Origin of the sequence: Helicobacter sp. MIT 01-3238, from assembly GCF_003364135.1 — a bacterium.
Classification (GTDB): domain Bacteria; phylum Campylobacterota; class Campylobacteria; order Campylobacterales; family Helicobacteraceae; genus Helicobacter_B.
This window is the reverse complement of record NZ_NXLN01000033.1, coordinates 1-21,161: the sequence shown is the minus strand read 5'-3', so window position 1 is coordinate 21,161 and position 21,161 is coordinate 1. Positions and strand designations below refer to the sequence as shown.

Annotated in this window: 22 protein-coding genes; 6 read left to right on the top strand and 16 right to left on the bottom strand. The window is 40.0% G+C overall.

Features of this window, described 5'->3' with window-relative positions:
* On the bottom strand, positions 1-504 hold a 504-nt coding region (locus tag CQA40_RS09775), incomplete at its 3' end, for an NAD(P)-binding protein (protein ID WP_181882915.1).
* A gap of 196 nt (positions 505-700) precedes the next feature.
* On the opposite strand from CQA40_RS09775, the gene CQA40_RS09770 reads away from it, so the two are divergent.
* The 3 genes from CQA40_RS09770 (at position 701) to carA (ending at position 3,947) form a co-directional block, all read left to right on the top strand.
* Positions 701-1,927 (top strand): NAD(P)/FAD-dependent oxidoreductase, encoded by a 1,227-nt coding sequence (locus tag CQA40_RS09770; protein ID WP_115520652.1) that lies wholly within the window; start codon positions 701-703, stop codon positions 1,925-1,927.
* A 152-nt stretch (positions 1,928-2,079) separates the two neighbouring features.
* Positions 2,080-2,631 (top strand): DUF507 family protein, encoded by a 552-nt coding sequence (locus CQA40_RS09765; RefSeq protein WP_115520655.1) that lies wholly within the window; start codon positions 2,080-2,082, stop codon positions 2,629-2,631.
* Positions 2,632-2,783: 152 nt separating this feature from the next.
* Positions 2,784-3,947, top strand: a complete 1,164-nt coding sequence (gene carA, locus CQA40_RS09760; protein WP_115520651.1) for a glutamine-hydrolyzing carbamoyl-phosphate synthase small subunit — start codon at positions 2,784-2,786, stop codon at positions 3,945-3,947.
* A 54-nt stretch (positions 3,948-4,001) separates the two neighbouring features.
* Here the strand turns inward: carA and CQA40_RS09755 are convergent, their stop codons facing one another.
* The 8 genes from CQA40_RS09755 to rpsB all read right to left on the bottom strand — a co-directional run bounded on the left by CQA40_RS09755 (position 4,002) and on the right by rpsB (position 11,304).
* Positions 4,002-4,271, bottom strand: a complete 270-nt coding sequence (locus CQA40_RS09755) for a type II toxin-antitoxin system RelE/ParE family toxin (protein ID WP_181882914.1) — start codon at positions 4,269-4,271, stop codon at positions 4,002-4,004.
* Positions 4,261-4,521: a hypothetical protein gene (locus tag CQA40_RS11295; RefSeq protein WP_181882913.1), complete on the bottom strand. Its 261-nt coding sequence runs from the start codon at positions 4,519-4,521 to the stop codon at positions 4,261-4,263. Before CQA40_RS11295 ends, CQA40_RS09755 begins: the two co-directional genes overlap by 11 nt.
* A 70-nt stretch (positions 4,522-4,591) precedes the next feature.
* Positions 4,592-5,962, bottom strand: a complete 1,371-nt coding sequence (locus CQA40_RS09750) for a hypothetical protein (protein WP_115520649.1) — start codon at positions 5,960-5,962, stop codon at positions 4,592-4,594.
* 11 nt (positions 5,963-5,973) lie between these two features.
* A complete protein-coding gene (locus tag CQA40_RS09745) occupies positions 5,974-7,899 on the bottom strand; it encodes an MBOAT family protein (RefSeq protein ID WP_258864536.1) in 1,926 nt (641 codons plus the stop codon).
* 41 nt (positions 7,900-7,940) lie between these two features.
* Positions 7,941-8,228 carry a hypothetical protein gene (locus CQA40_RS09740; protein ID WP_115520648.1) on the bottom strand — a complete coding sequence of 96 codons (288 nt, stop codon included), beginning with the start codon at positions 8,226-8,228 and terminating at the stop codon, positions 7,941-7,943.
* A gap of 327 nt (positions 8,229-8,555) precedes the next feature.
* A complete protein-coding gene (locus CQA40_RS09735) occupies positions 8,556-9,158 on the bottom strand; it encodes a YhcH/YjgK/YiaL family protein (RefSeq protein WP_115520647.1) in 603 nt (200 codons plus the stop codon).
* A 159-nt stretch (positions 9,159-9,317) separates the two neighbouring features.
* A complete protein-coding gene (gene tsf, locus CQA40_RS09730) occupies positions 9,318-10,385 on the bottom strand; it encodes a translation elongation factor Ts (RefSeq protein ID WP_115520646.1) in 1,068 nt (355 codons plus the stop codon).
* Positions 10,378-11,304: a 30S ribosomal protein S2 gene (gene rpsB, locus CQA40_RS09725; protein WP_115520645.1), complete on the bottom strand. Its 927-nt coding sequence runs from the start codon at positions 11,302-11,304 to the stop codon at positions 10,378-10,380. The genes tsf and rpsB overlap by 8 nt, the downstream gene beginning before the upstream one ends.
* 298 nt (positions 11,305-11,602) lie before the next feature.
* Here rpsB and CQA40_RS09720 point away from each other — a divergent pair, with 298 nt between their 5' ends.
* The gene (locus tag CQA40_RS09720; protein WP_115520644.1) at positions 11,603-12,133 is read left to right on the top strand and encodes a DUF4279 domain-containing protein; all 531 of its coding nucleotides are present in this window, start codon (positions 11,603-11,605) and stop codon (positions 12,131-12,133) included.
* A complete protein-coding gene (locus CQA40_RS09715; RefSeq protein ID WP_309544454.1) occupies positions 12,133-12,840 on the top strand; it encodes a queuosine precursor transporter in 708 nt (235 codons plus the stop codon). Before CQA40_RS09720 ends, CQA40_RS09715 begins: the two co-directional genes overlap by 1 nt.
* Before the next feature lie 83 nt (positions 12,841-12,923).
* On the opposite strand, the gene acpS is transcribed toward CQA40_RS09715, so the two are convergent.
* The 7 genes from acpS to CQA40_RS11285 form a co-directional block, all read right to left on the bottom strand.
* Positions 12,924-13,367 carry a holo-ACP synthase gene (acpS, locus tag CQA40_RS09710; RefSeq protein ID WP_258864537.1) on the bottom strand — a complete coding sequence of 148 codons (444 nt, stop codon included), beginning with the start codon at positions 13,365-13,367 and terminating at the stop codon, positions 12,924-12,926.
* 358 nt (positions 13,368-13,725) lie between these two features.
* Positions 13,726-14,280 (bottom strand): flagellar basal body-associated FliL family protein, encoded by a 555-nt coding sequence (locus tag CQA40_RS09700; RefSeq protein WP_115520641.1) that lies wholly within the window; start codon positions 14,278-14,280, stop codon positions 13,726-13,728.
* A 21-nt stretch (positions 14,281-14,301) separates the two neighbouring features.
* Positions 14,302-15,000: a 16S rRNA (guanine(966)-N(2))-methyltransferase RsmD gene (gene rsmD, locus CQA40_RS09695; RefSeq protein ID WP_115520640.1), complete on the bottom strand. Its 699-nt coding sequence runs from the start codon at positions 14,998-15,000 to the stop codon at positions 14,302-14,304.
* Between the two features lie 29 nt (positions 15,001-15,029).
* Positions 15,030-15,428, bottom strand: a complete 399-nt coding sequence (locus tag CQA40_RS09690; RefSeq protein WP_147290200.1) for a hypothetical protein — start codon at positions 15,426-15,428, stop codon at positions 15,030-15,032.
* An 822-nt stretch (positions 15,429-16,250) separates the two neighbouring features.
* Positions 16,251-16,382, bottom strand: a complete 132-nt coding sequence (locus CQA40_RS11730) for a hypothetical protein (RefSeq protein WP_258864535.1) — start codon at positions 16,380-16,382, stop codon at positions 16,251-16,253.
* A gap of 151 nt (positions 16,383-16,533) precedes the next feature.
* Entirely contained in the window at positions 16,534-17,022 is a 489-nt protein-coding gene (locus CQA40_RS09685; protein WP_147290199.1) for a hypothetical protein, read from the bottom strand.
* A gap of 53 nt (positions 17,023-17,075) precedes the next feature.
* On the bottom strand, positions 17,076-17,228 hold the full coding sequence (locus CQA40_RS11285) for a hypothetical protein (protein ID WP_181882912.1): 153 nt from the start codon (positions 17,226-17,228) through the stop codon (positions 17,076-17,078).
* 256 nt (positions 17,229-17,484) lie between these two features.
* On the opposite strand from CQA40_RS11285, the gene CQA40_RS09680 reads away from it, so the two are divergent.
* A complete protein-coding gene (locus CQA40_RS09680; protein ID WP_115520638.1) occupies positions 17,485-20,652 on the top strand; it encodes a hypothetical protein in 3,168 nt (1,055 codons plus the stop codon).
* Positions 20,653-21,161: the final 509 nt, after the last annotated feature.

The following is a 21,161-nucleotide window of genomic DNA, read 5'->3' as shown; positions in this document are numbered from 1 at the left end:
TGTTGGGGGGAAGGTTAGGGGTTTGGGAATGGGGAGGATTTTTGAGATTTTTGAATTCTTAAACCAGAGGGTTTGATTTTTTTGAATCGTTTGGGGGTTTTTTTCCGTTAATTGTTTTCCCCCCCCCCCCCCCCCAATAATGCGTGCGACATTTTGTGCTTTTGCACCATTGCCAAAAATCTGCGCAAAAGTATTCATATTAAAGGGTAGATTGTAGATTTCGCCTTTATAGTTTGCAAGGGGAGAGTTTATGAAGTGATTAAACTCGCAAAATTGATTTATGTATTTCCAAATCTCGCGCTTTGTGGTGTGGAAAATATGTGCGCCGTATTTGTGGATATTTATGCTTTGTCCGTGCGAATCAAAGCCTTGCGTGTAGCAGTTGCCACCGATATGATTGCGCTTGTCAATCACAAGGCACTTTTTGCCTCTTTTACTTGCTTCATAGCCAAAGACTGAGCCAAAAAGCCCAGAGCCTACGATAAGATAGTCATAACGATTCATTGTGATTTGCACCTCTTAGATTTTGCTACTTTTTAGTCGCCAAATTTCAATCCTGCAATTATAGCCGTTTTTTTTTTTTTTTTGGTTTAAATTAAATCAAAAATAAAATCCTTAAAATTCCCTATATTTTTAGATTTTTATCAACTCTTTTTTATTTTTATTGTGCAAGATACATTAGCCACAAAAAGGAGCATAAATGCAAAACACCACACCACAAAATCCACCCAAAATCCTAATCATCGGCGGAGGATATGGCGGGCTAAAAGCCGCGCTAGGACTACAAAGAAAGCTAAAATCCCCCGCACACATTACGCTTATATCAAAGCACGATTACCACTACCAAACCACCCTCCTACACAAAGTCGCCATAGGCACGCTAGGCTCGCGCAAAGCTAGAATCTTTTATCGTAAAATCCTAGACCCACAAAAAGTCGGCTTTATCAAAGACAAAATCATAGAGCTATGCCCACAAGAAAACAAAGTAAAAGGCAATGGAGGGGAGTATCATTATGATTACCTAGTCATTGCGCTTGGGTTTAAGCCAGATAGCTTTGGGGTAAAGGGTGTGGATAAGCACACTTATAAGCTATCCTCGCTAAATGCCGCGCTAAAACTTACCAAAAATATCGAAAATAAATTCAAAGAATACACTCACACCAAAAATCAAAAAGACTTAGAAGTGGTTGTTTGTGGCACGGGATTTACAGGGATAGAGTTTACCGCAGAGCTTGCTACACAGCTTGATGAGCTTTGCCTTATTTGCGGGATTGATAGGCGATTGCCAAAGCTTACTTGTATAGGGAGAGCAAAGCAGATTTTGCCTGTGTTTGAGCAAAGTCTAGCAAAAGTAGCGCAAAATAAGCTAGAAAAATACGGCGTAAATGTCCTAACAGGCACAGACATAAAAGAAATCCAAGATGGCAAAGTAATCGCACAGCGAGATGGCATAGATGTAGAGATAGAGGGCAATACAATCATTTGGAGTGCAGGTGTAAAGGGAAGCGACATCATCGAAAAATCCATAATCCCAAACAAAAAGGGCAGAATCCCTGTAAATGCCCAGCTACAATGCGAGCCATACCCAAATATCTATGTGGTGGGAGATAGCGCACTTGCTACGGACAAAGATGTTATCCACGCACCCACAGCGCAGCTCTCTGCACAGATGGGGGACTATATCGCCGAGCTTCTTATCGCAAAAGTGAAGGGCAAAGAGTTTCAAAAGCCGTTTAAATTTTATCACAGAGGGACGGTGTGCTCTATCGGGCATACTGATGGCGTGGGTGTCGTCTATCACAAAAATGTCAAAGGCGAGTTTGCCGCGTTTATGAAAAACACCATAGAAAACAAATGGCTTTATAGCTTGGGTGGATTTGGAATGGTGTTTAAAAAAGGGCAGTTTAGGTATAGGACTAGCAACTAGCTACGCATTTTCGCACTTTTGGCTTTGGTGTGGCTAAAAACTTTTCGCGCTTAAAAAGAAATTTATCAAAAACACGCTACAATACGCTACTTTGTTTTGGCAGGCTTTTATTTTATTTGGCAGATTTTATTTTATTTGGAAGGTTTCACAAAATGCGCTTAAGACTAAATCATATCGGCTATATCGCCAACAAAATCGCCCTAGAGCTTTACAACGCTAGCTTTGTAACGCTAAATGTCCCTCTAGAATCACTATCGAAAGTCGCCCAAGAAATCCTAGAATCTGATACCAAAAAAGAACTTGCTATCGATAAAAAAGCCCAAGAAATCGTAGAGGAAAATCAGCAAGAGGTGGATTTTATCCGTGCTGATGAGCGGAGGCTTTTTGGGCTTATCAAGCGACAGATTGCAAATGAAGAGAAGTTTTTGCTTTTTTGGGACGATAGGTATAATGCCCTCTCTCACAAGATTTTGGATACGCTTATCCAAAAGCAATATATCAGCTTCCATATCAGCAACAATCAAGTGAAAAATGTGATTTTCAAAGCGATAGATTCTTTTGCCAAAATGCACGATAGTATCCAAGATGAGGTAATGCAAAAAATCAAAAACTACAAGCGCAAACTTCTAGCAGGCACTGATGAATACGAGCTAATCTATGAAAAACTCTATGATGAGGAGCTACGCAAAAAAGGGTTTTTGTAGGATTTGGTGGGTTTGATGGTTTGCAGATTTTGGTGGAGTTTTTTGGTAGCATTTTTTTGTTGGGGGTTAGTTAGGGCTGGTTGTTTGTGAAGGGTGGTTGAGAATATCTACCATCGGGGCAGTTGTTTGGAATCTTTGTCAAGGAAACAGGTATGAAAAAAATCTCTACAAAATCACAAAAAAAACAAGTTTGGATATATTGTGCAAATGGTGCGTTTTTTAGCGGGAGGCTTTTTGCAGGGGGTGGCACGAGTGTGGGTGAGCTAGTGTTTAACACTTCTCTTTGTGGATACCAAGAAATCATTACCGACCCGAGCTATGCGGGGCAGTTTATTACTTTTTGTATGCCAGAGATTGGGATTGTGGGGACAAATGAGCAAGATTGCGAAAGTAAGGGGGTGTTTTGCAGAGGGGTGCTAGTGCGACATTATGAAGATTTTGTGTCAAATTTTCGCTCTACGCAGAGCTTGGAGAAGTTTTTGGATTCTAAAGGTGTGCTAGGGATATGCGACATAGACACCCGTGCTATCGTAAAAATGCTTCGCAAAGAGGGTGCTATGATGATGATAGCTTCTAGCGAGATAAGCGACAAAGATGAGCTAGCTAGGATTCTATCACGCTCCACTCCCATAGAGCTAGAAAATCTAATCGAGCAAGTAAGCACCAAGTCGCCTTATACACACGATGAAGCGGAGTTTGACTTTGCTAAAATGCAATATGCAAAGCCAAAGACACATACCAAAATCATCGTTATAGATTTCGGCGCGAAGCGAAATATCCTAAATGAGCTTGCAGAAGTCGGGCTAGAGCCTGAAGTGTGGGGGTATGAGTTTAGCGCGGAGGAGGTTATCACTTGCTTTAGGGAGGGCGAGATTGGCGGGGTGTTTCTCTCAAATGGACCGGGCGACCCTAAGTTTTTGCGCCCACAGATTGAACAAATCAAAAAGCTAATAGAAGCAAAAATCCCTATGTTTGGGATTTGTCTAGGGCATCAGCTACTATCAATTGCGCACGGACACCAAACGCATAAGCTAAAATTTGGGCATCACGGCGGGAATCACCCCGTGAAAAATCTAACCACTCAAAGCATAGAAATCACTTCCCAAAATCATATCTACTCTGTGCCAGAGTCCATAGCGCAAGTCGCCCACATAACGCACAGAAATCTTTTTGATGATAGTATTGAGGGGGTGCGCTATAAAGATTCGCCGATTTTTTCCCTGCAGCATCACCCAGAGGCAAGCCCCGGTCCAAAAGAATCACGCAGTATTTTTGCAGAATTTGCCACATTGATAAAAGAGCATAAAAAGGTGTAGAGATATAAAAAGCTATGGGGTTTATTTTTGATTGGTTTATTTTGTGGCGCAAGCCTAGTATGCGTCCTCTCTCGTAGATATTTTTATGATTTCTATGACTAGCTCGGTATTTTTTACAAAGCCTATTATGCGGTAGTGTCCGACACGCCACCGCCATAAATCTTTAGCTCCTTGCATTTTCTTGCAATTTGGCAGGGCTGTGGGGTTTGTCGCTTGGGCTAATTTCTCATCTATAAATAATCTCACCAAATGGATTCCGTTTGGGTCGCCTCTGTATTGTTTGGTTAGAAATTTATCGGCACTATTTGATAGCCTAATTTCCATAAGCAAAACCTTGCAACTCTCTATCAAGCTCCGCCCTAAGCCTATTTTGCTCTTTTTCTGGCAAGGCTTCAAAATCTTTTGTGATTTTTTGTATCGCTGGGGAATCTTTAAGTGTGTAAAACTTTGATTCATTTGATTTGGGTTCTTTTGATTTGCCGACTTTGCATTTTACATTTGCTGCTTTTGCCATATTTTTAAACGCCCTTATAAGCTCATTGCTAGGGTTTTCTAGGGTCAGAGTCATTGTCATCGCTTATCCTTTGATAAAGTTTTGTGATAAATTTTTGGTATTTTATCTAAAAATCTAAAAATTTTTGTGTTTATTTGATTTGTGGATTTTGCCCTGCTTCCCACGCTTTGATTTGCTCGATGAGTGGGGATATGTCGTAGGATTTGATTTTAGATTCCATTGTGGCTAGGTATTTATCGATATTTTGCGCTGTCAAAATATGTGCCCCATCTGCTATGGCGTCTAACTGCATTGAGTTCATATCTTCTCTATAATGTCTCGCATCAAAATAATTATTTAGACTATCAGCATAGTCCAAATCATCAAATCCATAAATTTTGGCATTTTTATACTTTGCACTCTCTTGTATGAACCATTTAATCGTATGTTTCCAATCATCAAAATATCTCTTTGGGCTACGATATTTGTCAGTCCCAAACAACCATTCCCCATCATTCCAATAATATGGGATATTCCAAAAAAACCGTGATTGTGTTGGCAAAACAAAATGAAAATTGACTTGTGGATTTTGCTCTACATACACAAAAATGCGTTCTTTGATATATTTGTGTATGTTATTTCTTTCAACTATATCAATATTTTTGGTTTTGTAGCTGTTATTTTGATATATTTTTATTTCTTGTAGAAATCTTTGTTTTTCATCAAAATTCCACTTTTTAAATCCATAAGCGTCTTTGTTATACCAAGGTCCATATTCTTTAAATGTCCTCCCTACACATTCAAATTTTTTACTCCACTTCACAGCGCATTTGATAAAATGTTTATCAAAATAAATTTTTAGATTTTCCCAAAAAGTATTATTGATATTTTGTAAAGAAATTATTTGCACTTTATTGAATTCTCCATTAACTAATATATAATTATCCAAAGAGTATGCAATTTGTTTTATTTGTTTGTGCTTTAGTATATATTGCAATAAGGCTTCTCTTTCATCAATCCTAGAACTTCCTATTGCGAAGTTAAACCATTTGCCACCTATTTTTTCATCTGCCTCTTTTGCTAAGGTGTTTTGAAACATAGATGAACCTAAGAGTATGCTATCAAAATCCAAAAAATCTATGGCTTTATTTATGGGTAAATTTTTTTCATACACAATTGTTTGTTCCCTCAAATATGGTTTATGAAAAAGCATTAAAGGGTCATAAAGCCATAATAACCCAATAAATGCGACAACTAATAATGCTGATGGACAAAAACTTCCCACAAAGAAAATAACAAAATGCTGATAATTTTTGTCATTGTGAGATTTATAGTGTGATTCATCGTGCTTTATTTCGTCATTGCGAGATTTACTAAAGAAACTTCGCTTTGCTTGTTTTGCGTTGGCAAAATCGTGGCAATCTATTTTGGATTTTTGGATTTGCAAGCGTGGGTCGGTGCTTTGCACAGACGCTTCGGCGTTTGCAACGCTTCGCAATGACGGATTAGACTTTGTTTTCATTGTTTCGTCCCCTAAAAATTAAAATACAAAAATGGTGTGTATGCGTTTGAATCAAGTAGATTTGAGAGCATAGCCCAAATGGCTATATAAAAAAGCGCGATAGTTAGCACAAAGCGCGTAAATACCGCACCACCTTTGAGATAAATCTTTTTGCTAAAAATGCGTAATGCAATGCGGAATCGTAAAGATTGCGTGTCAAAATTTTTCAGCATTTCAAAACTATTTTTACACGCCAAACATACGATAAATGCGATAATAATATAAAAAATCGTGTCATTTCGCCCACCTATTTGCGCTAGGACTTCAGGCATTCTGTGTAGTTTCTGTGGCAACTCTACCCACACGAATCCAAACATTCCTTTAATAAGATTCACCGCGCCACTTAGATTTTCTGCGCGGAAAAATATCCAAGCGATATTGATAAAGTTAAATGTGATAAACCAGCAAAGGAATTTATAGCTCTTTGTTTGCGTAAATTTAATAAAGGCATTTGTTTGATTTAAACTTTGATGAATCCACGAATAAATCCTATGAATCATCATTGCCACTCCGTGTAACACTCCCCATATCACAAATCCCCACCCAGCTCCGTGCCAAATACCGCTTAAAAACGCCACGATAAAAAGATTGCGTAAGTTTAGAATCTTGCTCACACGATTGCCGCCTAGCGGGATATATAAGCATTCGCGTAAAAATCGCCCTAGCGTAATATGCCACCTGCGCCAAAACTCTGCGATATTTAGCGATTTATAAGGCGAATCAAAGTTAAGTGGCAACACTATGCCAAACATTAGGGCTAACCCCATCGCCATATCGCAATATCCGCTAAAGTCAAAATATAGCTGAAATGTGTAGCTTAGCGAAGTTACCCAAGATTCTACGATATTTAAGAAACCGCCCTTTTCTACTACGCCAAATCCTGCATTTGCCCATTTGGCGAAACTATCAGCGATGAATACTTTTTTGAAAAGCCCAATGCTAAATATAAAAATGCCTTTGGATAGAAATTCGTAGTTGATTATAGGTTGTGTGTTGTCTTTTTGGGATTCTACCCACCCCCTTACCCCCTCCGCAAGGGAGGGGGAATTTTTAGAGTGTGTTGATTCCATTTCGTCATTGCCACGATTCCACTCTGTCAGAGTGGAATCGTGGCAATCTATTTTGTTTTTACTTATGGATTGCTTCGTTGCACTTGCTTCGCTTCGTGCGCCTTGCAATGATGATTCGACAGATTTGCTTGTGGATTGCCACGAATCTGCTAACGCAGATTCTCGCAATGACGGATTTGTGGATTCCACAATTCTAGTATTTGCGGTGGTGCTTGTGGAGTTTTTGCTAGATTTTGGGAGTGAGCTAGACTGAAGTGTCTGCGAACTCTCAAAATCTAGCAAATCTGCGCAATGATTACCCGAAGGCGAATTGCCCATTTTAGCAAATTGTGGCATCATCTCGCGGTGATGCACTATCGGTCCCGCAATCAACTGCGGAAAAAAGCTAATAAACAACGCATAATCCACAAAATCAATATGTAGATTTTCATCTAACTCGCCTTTGGTGCGCTTGTAGCAGTCAAACAAAAATGCGATTTGCTGAAAGGTTACAAAAGACAATGCAAGTGGGAGCAAAATATGAGGCAGCGGAATATCAAAGTCTAAATGTGTGAGTTTGCTAAAGGTGTTAAAATTCTCTAGCAAAAAGTCTGTGTATTTGAAAAAGCCTAAAAGGGAAAGATTAAAGATAATGCCAAGAATGAAGTAGAATTTTGGGACAAATTCGTCTTTCGGCGATAAATCGTGGAGACTTGCCGCTCGCTTCGTCAATAGACTCTCAGTCTTATTTCCTTGCTCGTGGCTACGCAACCCCGATTTTTCACTCGAAATACTAGAATTTGTATGGTTATTTTTGTGGATTGCTTCGTTCGCTTCGCTCCCTAGCAATGACGAAACATCGGCGTTTGAATCGTGTAAGGCACTAGAATCTAAATAGTGATTCCCCCCCCCCCATTAGTTGCGCTAGATTTTAGCGCAACTAATGAAGTAGAGTTTTTTAAAATCAACTTTGCCAAAGTGTAATTTATGATAATCGAGCTAAGCAAAATAGGTAAATATGCTACTTTCCAAAACGCATAGAAAAATAGCGATGAGACAATCAAAAAGATTTTTGCAACTTTGTAGTGGGACTTGAATCGCGCTTTTTTAAGCAAATGAAACACTATCCACACGATAGGTAAAAATACAAAGATGAATGTAAATGAGGAGAATAGCATTTATGTCCTTATTTTAAGAAATTTTCAGTAAAAAGTTTTTTTTTACAAGACTTTGCAAGAATCATCAAGAATCTTTTTGTAGAAAATCTTGTGGATTTTGGCAAGGAATTTTTATAAAAAATCACAAAATCTACATAGAGGTAATGCGGACACACTAAAAGCACAACTAAAATCCTACTAAAGTCTTGCAAAGAATCTCACAAAGTAGCAAAAACTATGCAAGGCGTAATAAAAATAACAGAGCACAAAGAGTAATAAAACCAAAATAACAAAGCGCAATGATAACAAAAAAAACAAATTAAATTCAAATACTTCTAAAACTATATTTTAAGGAAAAAGCTCTAGTGGGACTTTTAGCACGGTTTTATGCACTTCGGGGACTTTTTTGGCTGTCGCACCACCAAAATCCTCTAGCCCAAGTCCGCCTGCGTGGACATCTTGTGGGAAAAACACTGCTAGTGTTCCTGCGTTTAGAAATAGCTTTGAGCAGTGATTGGGAGTTTTATACACAAGCAAATCTTTTTCTGCATCGTATTTTTCTTCTATCGTGCATTCCCCACTAGGAGCGATGAGGAAATACTCCTGCCCTCGCACGATAAGCTGAAAATCCACAAACTCTTTGTGGCTTTCAAAAAAGGCTTTGGATTCTAGCTTTAGCGGATAGCTTTGCTCGATTGCGTAGATATTTTTGGTGATTTGGATTTTGCTCTCGCCCTTTGTGGATAGGATTCTTTGGTGGATTGGGCTTTTGGGGGTGAGTGCTTCAAGCATATATGGATATACATATTGGAGTGCTTCAAAGACATTCGGAGGTTCTTCATTTACGCTGTTTGGATTGATTTGAGCGCGATTTTCATCGATATTTAGACTATCAAAAAACTCTGGTGCAAAAACCTGCAAAAGCGCACCCGCCTTACCAAATACTGCCATTTTTACCCCTTTATTCACAAAAAATAAGCGCGACAAGCAGAAATACCGCGCTTTTAGTCTTTCATTGTAGCATTTTTGTTTGTATTTGTGCTAAAGATTTTGCCTAGATTTTGCTAGGCACTTTTTTGCAGACTTACTTTTTGCCACCTATTTTTATCGCTATTTCATTTGTGCAGCGACTTCATCAGCGAAGTTTTCAGCTTTTTTTTCTATCCCTTCGCCAAGCTCAAAGCGCGTATATTCTAGGATTTCTATCTCATCGCCTAGCTCTTTTGACTTTTCTTTCACAACTTGTGCAATCGTTTTTTTGTCATCTAGCACAAAAAACTGCCCTAGCAAAGTAAGCCTTTGGTCGATGAGTGTGTTATCTGCGATAAATCTCTCAAGTTGTCCTGGGACAATCTTATCCCAAATCGCCTCTGGCTTGCCCTGCTTGGCTAGGTTTTCTTTTATCTTGGCTTCTTGCTTTTTTAGCACTTCATCGCTAAGCTGTGCGCGAGAGACAAATTCTGGCACATTTTTGAGAGGTTTGCCAAGTCGCTTTAGCTCTTCGTTTTCTTTCTCTATTTCAGCGGCAAGTGCTACGCATTCTTTTTCCAAAAATTCTTTGCTAAATCCACTATAATCAAGCACTGTGGGCTTCATAGCCGCTGCGTGCATACATAGATTTCGCACTAGCTCGGCGATTTTTTCTGCATTTGCGCTGTTTTGGAATCTGGCACTGATAAGCACGCCTACTCGTCCATTGAAATGCACATATCCATTTACAAGCGTGTTTGGCTGTGCTTTTATGCTTTTGATTCTGCGGAGTATGATATTTTCGCCGATTTTTGCGATTTGGCTTTTTAGGTAATCATCAAAGCTGCTAGAATCTATTTGCAGATTTTGCAAGTCTTGCGCATCATTTGCGGAGTTTTCATAGGCAAGCGAAGTGATTTTTGCTACCAAGTCTTTGAAGTTGTCGTTTTTGGCGACAAAATCTGTTTCGCTGTTTATCTCTATAAGCGAGGCTTTGGAAAAATCCTTTGCCACTTCCACAGAGATGACACCCTCTGCGGCTACTCTGTCAGCTTTTTTTGCAGCTTTGCTAAGCCCTTTTTCACGCAAGTATTCTACCGCTTTTTCCAAATCTCCTTTTACCTCGACAAGTGCTTTTTTGCAGTCCATCATTCCCGCGTCTGTCATCTCGCGGAGCTGCTTTACAAGCTGTGCGCTAATCTCACTCATCTTCGCCACCTTTTTGTGATTTTGGGCTTTCTTTTGGAGTGCTTTTTGGTGCTCTAGGAGCGCGTGGAGCTCTGGGGGCTCTAGGCTTTTTGCTAGCTTCACTTGTTTCATCTGCTTGGCTGGAGCTTTTTTCTGTCGTAGATTCTTGCATAGCCTCTTGCAAGACTTCTTGTTTTTCTTTCTCGCTTGCAGGCACATATTCGCTTGATTGGGCGAAGTCTCCCTCTTGCAGTGCTTCAGAGTTCATCTCTCTCCCCTCAATGATAGCCTCACTCATTTCTTTGCAAAATAGCTGAATAGAGCGAATCGCATCATCATTTCCCGGGATAGGATAGTCTACTTTGTCAGGGTCGCAGTTGGTATCAAGCGGGGCGACTACGGGTATGCCAAGTCTGCGTGCTTCTGCTACGGCGATTTTTTCTTTTACGACATCGATGACAAAAAGCATATCAGGGGCTTTTTTTAGGTGTCGCACACCACCCAAATATTGAGTAAGTTTGTCTTTTTTGCGAAGTAGCATAAGTTTTTCTTTTTTGGTTAGCAAGTCGATTTGCCCGCTAGATTCCATTTCTTCGATGATTTCTAGCTTGCGGACAGAACGCTTTATCGTGCTGAAGTTTGTTAGCATTCCGCCTAGCCAGCGATAATTCACATAGGGGACATTTACTTGCTCGGCTACTTCTTTGATAGCTTCGCTTGCTTGTCGCTTCGTCCCTACAAACATTATCACTTTGCCTTGTGAAGCCGCTTCTCGCACGATATTGTAAGTGTATCGAAAGTATCGTAAAGTCTTTTGTAAGTCAATAATGTGGATATTTTTGCGCACACCAAAGATAAATGGCTTCATCTTTGGATTCCACCGCCTTGTCTGATGCCCGAAATGCACACCGCATTCAAGCAAGTCTTTCATCGTTACCATTGTAGATTCTCCTCTTTAGATTTGGTTTGTCCTCCACGCTCTTTAACGCAAAAAGGCTTTTGCTAGCCCAAATAGCGCAACACAAATAAGGAATAGCGTGTGTGAAATGTAGTCTCGCACTTAGATTTTGAGACAAAATGGACGAGCGGATTCTAGCCTAGTATCCCTGATTTTTTGCTTAAATTTAGCAAAATCAAAGCAAAACCACATAATCAAACGCAATCAAATGGAATAATTTAGCTTTTTGCGATAAAATGCGCGTTTTTGGCTTATAAGATTTTGGCTTGTAAGGGTAGAGATGCAGAAGCGGTCGTATTTTATGCTTGGGATTGAGCTGTATATGGAGGATTTTTTGCCATTAGATATTTATGGCGAGCTAGGACTTCGCCCTAGTGAGTGCAAAATCCCACAAAAAGAAGCCATAACCCTTTCTTACAAGGATTGGAGGGCAAGCCTAGAGCGTTATGAAGACGATGATTCTAGTGGTATTGAGTCGCAAGTGCAGCACAAAGCAGATGAGGCAAAAGACACAAAAATCGATGAAGCAAAGAAAATAAAAGGATTTTACAAAATCCGCTCCAAATCTTTTGAGTTTCATTCTTTTCGCAAAGAGTGCGATAGGTTTGTCGCAAGGCTAGAAAAAAAGAAAAAATCCCTCCTAGCGATTAAACAAAAGCATAACGCCTTTATCGTGCTTAGAATCTATGCTTTTATCAACAAAAAAGACTTCATAAGACACGATTCTATATGGCTAAATCTATCCGCAAGCACAAGCCGATTTTGCGCTAGTGTAAATGCGAGAATCCTCACACAAATAAAGGTGCTATGATGAGTGCAAAAACTCCACAAAATCCTACCCCAAAATCTAAAATTGACACAGAATCAACACATAAAATAAACCCCGAAATCCGCTCCAAAACAAACTCCAAAATCCACCTAGAAAATCAGCAAAAAATCCAGCCAAAAAATCATTGGAAAGGGACAAAAATGCCACCAAAAGTGGTGCTTGTAAGCTCGCTACTTTTAAGCGCGATTATCATCACAGCAAACTACACCGTGCAGTTCAAAATAGGCTCTACACCGCTTACTTTTGGTGCGCTTACTTATCCTTTTAGCTTCTTGCTACTAGATGTTTTGAGTGAAAAATACGGCAAACAAGAGGTGGTAAAAGTGCTTTTTTTGGGGCTTTTGATTGCTTTTTATCCCTCTTATTTTGCTTCCACTCCACAAATCGCCCTTGCTTCTATCATCGCCTTTTGTGTATCCCAGCCGCTTGATGTAGTGATTTTTTATACGCTAAAGACTTACGCGCCAAGACATTGGTGGCTTAGAAATGGCGGCTCGACATTGAGTGCGCAATTTATTGATACGATAGTGTTTTTTTGTGTGGCGTTTTGGGCGGTGCAATCTGTGGGTGAGTCTTTGCAAATGGCGTTGGCTGATTATTGTATAAAAGCAATGGTAAGCCTTGCAAACACGCCGATTTTTTACCTGCTTGCGATTCGGGCAAAGCGGATTTGGCGCAATATCACTTAAATGCAAATATCACTTAAGGGATTGTGCAATAAGGGTATTGTGTAAGATTTTGCACGAAAATTTGCGTTAATTTTGCAAAACGCTTAGTGCAAGCACAGCACAACTGCGATAGCAAACCCGCCATCGTGGCTAATGCTTAGGGTAAATTTGGGGGTAGGTAAAGTAGATGAAGTGCTAGCTACTTTGTCAGCTACTTTGCTAGATAAATGACTTTTTTTGAAGTGCTTTGAGAAATGCTTTGAAGCGCGTTTGGATAGTGTGATTTGAGGGGCGTTTGCGCTTGTGTAGGACACAATCATATCTTTGAACCCTAGATTTTTGCTGATACCCACACCAAGTGCTTTGCTACACGCTTCTTTGCTTGCGAAAAACCCAGCCACACTCGCAGGAGCAAAGCCTTTTGATTGGAGTAGCTCTATCTCGCGTTTGCGCAAAAATCGCTTCAAAAACGCCTCTTTATAGCGAGATAAAATCCGCTCTATGCGAGAGATTTTTACAATATCAATGCCAACGCGTGGTAACCAAATGCACGGCGATTCTGCAAAATCCACAAAATCACTTTGACAATCTTTTCTCGCAGAATCTAGCAAAGCCTTTTTTGAGCCTAAAGACTTGTGAGATTTTTTGCAAGATTCTTTGCTAGATTTTGTAGATTTGCTAGCGCACTTAGGCGCACACTTAGCAGAGTTTTTTTTTATCTTGTGTTTTGGCATTTATTTGCTTTATTTATTTCTACCTACGCTTAGAAACCCCCCACGCCTTAAAGTCTTTAGGGAATCAAAAATTTAAGAATCCAAAAATTGCAAAGCGATTCTACAAAATAGCAAGATTTACCCTAAAGATTCCCCTAAAAGATTCCAAAGACTTTATAAAAGCTACAAAGACTTACGAAAGCTGTATGATATAGTTTGTGAAAAGCACCGCGCTTACTTCGCCGTCCATCAAAAATTCATTAAACCTATCCCTTAGCTCATTAAGGGCGCGATTTTTTCCTTTTGTGGTGTTTAGCTCCTCGGGACTTTTGGTGCTTAGCACATCAATGATTGTGGATTTTATGATGTCGAGTTTTCTCTCTACTTCAGCTTGGAGCTTGGCATCGCTTAGCACGAGTGAGACACTCACTTGCAAAAACGCTATTCTGCCTTGCCCAGATAGATTGATAAGAAATGGTTGCCCCACGATTGGGAAAATCGGACCGGGGTTTAGAAACACTGCAGCTTCGCTACTAAGGTTTGAATTTCGCTTCATAGATTTTTCTTGCTTGGCGGGCTTTTTTGCTCCCTCCTCTGCTCCCTCTTCTTCCTCGTGTCCACCACTCATTAGCATTATTACCACCACACCTATGATGATGAGAAGTAGCACCGCACCCAAGATGATAAATAGCATCATCTTGCTACCGCCTTTTGCTCCTTCTTGCTGGCTGTTTTCTTCTTCTGTCATTGTTGCTCCTTTGCCTTTGGTTTAGCATAATTCTTTGGGCGCAAAGTATGTAAGCGAACTTTTTCCAAATCTCTTTGTCCGCACTTGAGAGAAGCACCCCAAGCACTCTTTAAACGCGTATAAGCTACTATGCTCGATAATGATAAGCCCTAACGCCCTAGAGTGAATATGAGCGATAATATTAGCGCATTTTTCATAAATATCGGCATAATTTTGGCGTATAAAAAATGGCGGGTCTATATACAATATACTAGAATCTGTGAGGGTGGCAAGAAATGTAGGGAGATTTTGTAGGCTATCGCCCTGTATGATTTGATAGTTTTGGGATTTTTGGGGATTTTGTTTTGGTGCTTGCTTGTCTATGTGTTTGCTTATGAGCGTGAGATTTTGCCTAAGGATTTCCAAAGCCTCTTTATCTTGCTCAAAAAATACCGCCTTTGTCGCACCACGACTAAGTGCCTCTATCCCCATACTCCCACTCCCGCTAAATGCTTCTATGAAGTGCATACCGATGATATAGCTCCCCAAAGTATCAAAGCAAGATTCTTTCAAAATCGCCTTGCTTGGACGCGCTACCTTTGGTGCGTAGAGCTTTAGCCCTTTGTGCTTGCCACCTATCACGCGCAGTGTCTTTTGTGTGTGTGGTGGCTTGCGCGTGTGGTGGGCTTGCGCGTGGCTTTTGGTGCGACTTTGCGTGCGTGGTGGTTTTGATTTTGGCATAGATTTTGACTGCTTTTGCTTGGATTTGGCTATTTGCGAGATTCTTTGTTCGCTTGGAGTATTTCATAGAGTTTTTGACGAAAGTCATTTAGCGTTTCTTGGATAAGCGCGTCAATCTGGGCAAAAGTCTTGGCATCTTTTGGGCTAAGGGAGGCGATTTGCTTTCCTTTGCAATACCGCTCATAAAAAATCCGCAAATTTGCTTTGAGTGTCTCTGGGGTAAAGGGCTTTTTGATATGCGCACCGCTAAAATTCCCCACCAAGCACACAGGCTTCATATCGCACGCTTGGTAGTCTGATAGCACAAAATCGCATTTTTCTAGCGAGGTTTGGTAGTCTTTTAGGTATGGTTCTAGGCTTTTTTGGAGTAGTTCGGATTCACACATTATGGCGATTTTCATTGGGCTTCCTTGTGGCTTACCTTTCATTGTCTTTGCTATCAAGCGCGAAGTCGCTTAGCGCGTTTGCAAAGTGCTTAGCGCGTTTGTAGATTTTGATGCACTTGCAGATTTTTGCAAATCTCTTTGCAAATGCTTTGTCAAACGCTTTTTGTGGTGCATTCTTGCAAGTCTCTTTGCAAATGCTTTTTCTTATAAAGCTGGCTTAAGCCTGACATTATACGCTTTTATCTTAAATCACTTTAGAATCTTAAAATCCTAATTCTTTGCCATACTTAATTTATATGTCATACTTCAAACGCACAACCCCAAAGTATCTCAAATCATTTGTCATTGCGAGAAAATCCGTAAGGATTTTTGTGGTAATCTATGTCTTTGTCTGTCATTGCGAGAATCTGCGTTAGCAGATTCGTGGCAATCCAAAATTAGCTTTAATGAGAGCAACACCATAAATCCCCCCTCCCTTGCGAATTAGGGCAAGCAAATTATTTCCCCTCCATTGCGAGCGTAAGCAAAGCAATTATTTCCCCCTCTTTTGCGGAGGGGGATTAAGGTGGTGGGTTTGATTTTTAGTCACTTTACTTTTTGTGAGCAAAAAACAAAAATTGCATTATCAAAATCTAAAAGGAGTGTTTATGATTTTTTATGTGATAATAACTTTTTTATGGGTTTTGCTTTTGGCTGGTGGTTTGCATATCAAAGATTGCAAATTGCATAAGGATATGTTGCATAAGGGTATGTAGTTTATAGAAAGAAGTGCTAGAAGTTTCAAAAGAGATTTCACAAAATAAGAGGCTATAAAAGAGAAAAAATAATCTGCAAAAGGCAAAGCAAAAAGATAGCGAGTGAGGCTTACCCATAAAAATGGCTATTTTTTGCTATATGGTGGCTTGCTATCATAATATATCTCATTATGTAGTCATTGTAAAAATGCAGTGTGATAAGCCCGATAAAGCATAAATACAATGCTAAAACTATCGTCATTTTTACTCCTTTCTTATGTGGGATTTGTGTGGGATTTTGGTTTAAATTTGACTTTTTAGATTTTTTTTTTTATAATCCGCTTTGAGAGTTAGCTTATCGCTGTCTTTATGATAAACTAGGCTGAAAAGAATGCCTAACCTAAGCTAACTCCTTACATACAACAACTCATTATTTTTATTAAATCTAAAACTTGCTTATACTTGTCTGCATAAGTTGTTTTGTATTGTATTTTTCCCTCTTTATCCACACTTACACTAATCAAATCTAAAATGTTTTCTTTGTCTCTAAAAGGCTTGTAAAAATACAAACTTCCTCTTTTATCTTTTGTAACAAAAAGCGGATTTGTGAGAATCTCTTTTAATGCGCCTGTGAGATTGTTTCTTTTTTCTTTTTTGTTTCCAAATTTACCATTTTTATGAAAATGCCCATAAGCATAAGGTAGATATATTTTTACCTCGCCTGCTGGCGTTTGCATTGCTATTTTATTTTGGCTTAGTTTTTTGATATTTTTGCTATTTAGAAAACTATCCATAAAATCCTTGTATTTCTGCATAGCAGGAAGTGTAGATATTTCGCCCATTTGGGTATAGTCTAACTCATTATCTTTGATAAACTTACTTATGATGTCAGCTTCTTTCACTTGCTCCCCTTTTTCTAAAGCGGGTATTATATCACTTTTTATGTGGATTTTCTCTAGGATAGCTTTAGCGCGGGGGTTTGTGCGGGCTTTTTTGGCAAGCATTTGGAGTTTTTGTGTTGGCTATACTTTTGTTTGCTTTGCTGGCTAGATTTTGGCTTGCTCGGTTTTGTGTTGGCGATTTTGCTAACCCAAAAACACCCCGCCAAACCCCCTAAAATCCGCCGTTTTTTTTTTTTTTTGGTTTTTTTGCAAAATTTTGCGATTTTTTTCTTTCATTTAAGGATTATTTAAGCTACATTTACCTATCATTTACCTTGACTTTTTTATAGCTTTGTGAAATCCAACCCAAAATCACAAGCGAATAAAAAAGGAATCTAGCTAAGTAGCTAGATTTTGATTTCACTTTATGGATTTTGCGTTTATCACAAACGCAGTCAAATAAAGTAACACAAAGGAGCAAAAATGAAAAGAGAACAAAAGCAAGTGCTTCTAGCACAGCAAGGTAGCTCTATAAACGAGAGAGAGAGAGAGAGAGAGAGTAGCTCACGCTTAGTTCTTTCCCCCACAAGTCAAAGCATTTGTCATACTACAATCCCTTGTCATACTGAGCGAAGCGAAGTATCTCGAGTAGAATCAAATAGAGATATTTCGGTTTCTGCGAAACCTCAATATGACAAAGTGGGTGGGCATAATGTTAGTTCCCCCTCTATTGTAGGTGGCGATTCTACTTATTCCCCCTCCCTTGCGGAGGGGGCTAGGGGGTGGGTAGATACCACCTCCGCTTCTCAAGCAAAGTCGGCAACTGCTAACGACAAAAACGCAACTGCTAGCAATGCGAATGTTTCCGTTATCGTAGGCAAATCAAACGCTACGACTTCTCACAATGTGGATACCCACCCCCAAACCCCCTCCGCAAGGGAGGGGGCTTTAGAAAAAGCAAACTCCGCAGTTTGTCATACTACAACTTCTTGTCATACTGAGGGCGTAGCCCGAAGTATCTCAAAAGATTCCATTTCTTGTCATACTGAGGCTTTAGCCGAAGTATCTCAAAAACAAAATAGAGATATTTCGCTGTCGCTCAATATGACAACGAAAAATGAGCAATATGACAATGTTGCAAAGTATGACAATGTAAAAAAATCTCACAATTCCAAATCCAAACGCCTAGCACTATCTCTAGCTACTGCTAGCATTATCGTTAGTGGTGCACTAGATATATCTGCAGCGGCTTGTCGGTGGAGTGAGGACTGGAGTAGAGGCGATGCAAACTCACACGGAGTGGGGCGATTTAGCAGGATTGATTGCACGGGCAATAGTGCTGATATGTCCGTTATGTTTTCTAGGACTTATACACAACCAAACTACTACCTTGAGCTAAGGTGGTATCTAAGTGGTAGCACGAGCAATCCAAATGTGAGCGCGACTTTCTCTGCAGATGGTTGGACAAATGGTGGGCACGCACACGGACGCCCTACTTCTCAACTACTCCAAGAAGTATATATGAATAACTTAAGTGCGCCAAACACCAATTTTGCTTACACAAATAATACTTTAAAACCTATCGGCAAAGTAGGGGTATTCATCTCTAATGGTTCTTCTTTGGGAAGTCTATCCTTGACGGGGAATTTCTCACAAGGCGTGTCTGTCTCTTCTAGCTCTATTAGTAACTTTGTCAATAACGGCACAGTACCCAATATAACTCTAGGTAGCAACTCGACATTTGGTAGTTTTCAAAATAAAGGCACGATAAATACTCTAAATGTCAATGGTGGCTCTCGTATCGGTAGCTTTACTAACTATGGCACGATAGGCACGATAAATGTCGGTGATAGAAATGTATCTAACTCTGGCTTTCTAAATAACTTTAGCTCTGGCACTATAAACACTGTGAATATCTATAACACCTCTATAACCATAAGAGGCTCTAGCTCCACTTGGAATGATGGCACAACTAGTGGAGAGCATATACTAGGTAGCAATTCTACCACCATAAACATCGCTGATAACTCTATCCAAATCCAAGCAGGAGATGATATAGAGGTAAATGGTGTGTATAAATTTGCCTCACTTGTAAAAAATGATAGTGGTAGTGTAGGCAGTCGTCTAGGCTATCGCCACCTAGCAGATACTGCTGGACTAAGCCTAAAGGCTAGCCCTGATGGCACAGGACTAATGATAAGTGCTGACATCGCTACTAGCTATGGTGCGAGTGCATATCGTGCGCTAGTGCTATCTATACTGCGCCGCAATGCTATGACGCAAAACATACTAGATACGATGACGACAAAGACATTCCATAGCGATAGGTATTACAATCAAGAAGTAGAACTTCGCTTGCTTCAGTATGATTTATCTCGCCTTACAAATCGCTCGTCCAAATTCTCAAAAACCACACGCAAAAATCAAAGCAAAGTCGATAAAGTGCGTGAAAAAATGGCTAAGCTAACCCTAGAGCAATCTAAAGGGCAAAATCTAGACAAAGGCTATAATAACTTTGAAGTCATAGACCAACTAGATGCTATCTTTATCCCTTATACAGGTAGGCGAGATTGGCGTTTCTTTGCACTGCCCTATGCTGCACATAGCTATGTGGATTTAGGCTCTTCTACTGCTATGGAGTATGCTGGTGGTGCGATATTTGGCGTGCAAAGAAACTTGCGAAGTGCTGGAATCTTTGGCGGGTATCTAGGATATGAGTTTGTAAATACTGATACAGAGCTAGTAGGTAATGTCGCAACTAGAATCCAAACTCAATCACTCCAAGCTGGGCTAAACTACTTCCAAACATTTGCGATTACTTCTAAGCTATGGGAAGGATTCTTGCGGGCAAATATTCGCGGTGGTGTGGATTTACCACAATTTAATATGCAGGCTAGCTCTTATAATCTAAAGCTAGCAAGCGATAGTGATAAAGTGCCATTGGTGATAATGTATAATGTGGGTGCAGAAGTCAAAGGTGGGCTTACATTTTATCAGTTCAAGCGCAACAGCTATGTAAGCCCTGAGGTAAGCCTAAGCTATGATATGATTTCTGCTCCAAAGAGCTGGATAGAAAAACCACTAGATACTGTAGGTGGAGCAAGCTATCGCCCACTAGGAGCACACGAATACTACAAAGCTGTCTATTGGCACTTGCCTCAACTAGGTGCTGCGGTGCGCTACTACAAAATGTGGGGCAATACTTTCCGCACAAACCTAAAAGCAGGGATAAAGTATAATATGCTAAATAAACAAAAAGCATATATCCAAATCGGTAACCTAAAAGACTCTAGCGAAATCACTTTGCCTGCAGTGTATGGAAATCTAGCGTTTGACTTTATCTGGATGATAAAGAAAAATCACGAGCTAAGTTTCGGCTATGATGGGCTATTCTATGCTAGCACATTTGCCAAAGAGCGAAACATTCGCGGAGAAATGGCAAAAACTGCGGATTGGTTTAATGGCGTAACTACGACTTTGAACTTCAAGTATGCGTATTGGTTCGGTGGCTCTGACTATGTAACAGACAAAGACGGAAACGCTGTATCTCGCTCCATAGCAGAGGGCAAAAAGTCCAAAAAAGGCAAAAAGTCCTCTAAGTCTAAAAAGTCAAAGAAGTCTAAGAAAAAAGTCTACTATATCGATGGGTAATGCCATTGTCATACTAAGGGCGTAGCTAAAAGTGTCTCAAAAGATTCTGCAAACAATGCAAAATCAAGTAGAGATATTTCGATTTCTTGCGAAACCTCAATATGACAAAAACAGGCTTTTTAGTTTTGTAAAGCACCCCCTCCCTAAATCCCTCTGCTACGGGGAGGGACTTTTTTGGTGTGCAACACCATTTTTGGTAGGCAACACTATATAATTCCCCCTCCTTTTACAAGTGGCAATCTTAAGATTCCCCCTCTCTTGCGAATGAGGGCAACACCATAATTTCCCCCTCCCTCTGCGGAAGGGGATAAATTAGTAGGGGGTGGGTATAAGCATTTGGTAGGGGAACTTAGATTAGGTTTAGATTTTAGGGATTTTTTGAGAGAGTGGGTTCTTTAGATTCTTAAGGCTTCGTCATTGTTGTTTTGCGCTGTTTTTTATCATTGCGAGCGAGTAAAGTGAGCGTGGCAAAACAAGCGTAGCGCAGTTTCTTTAGTAATCCACAAGAA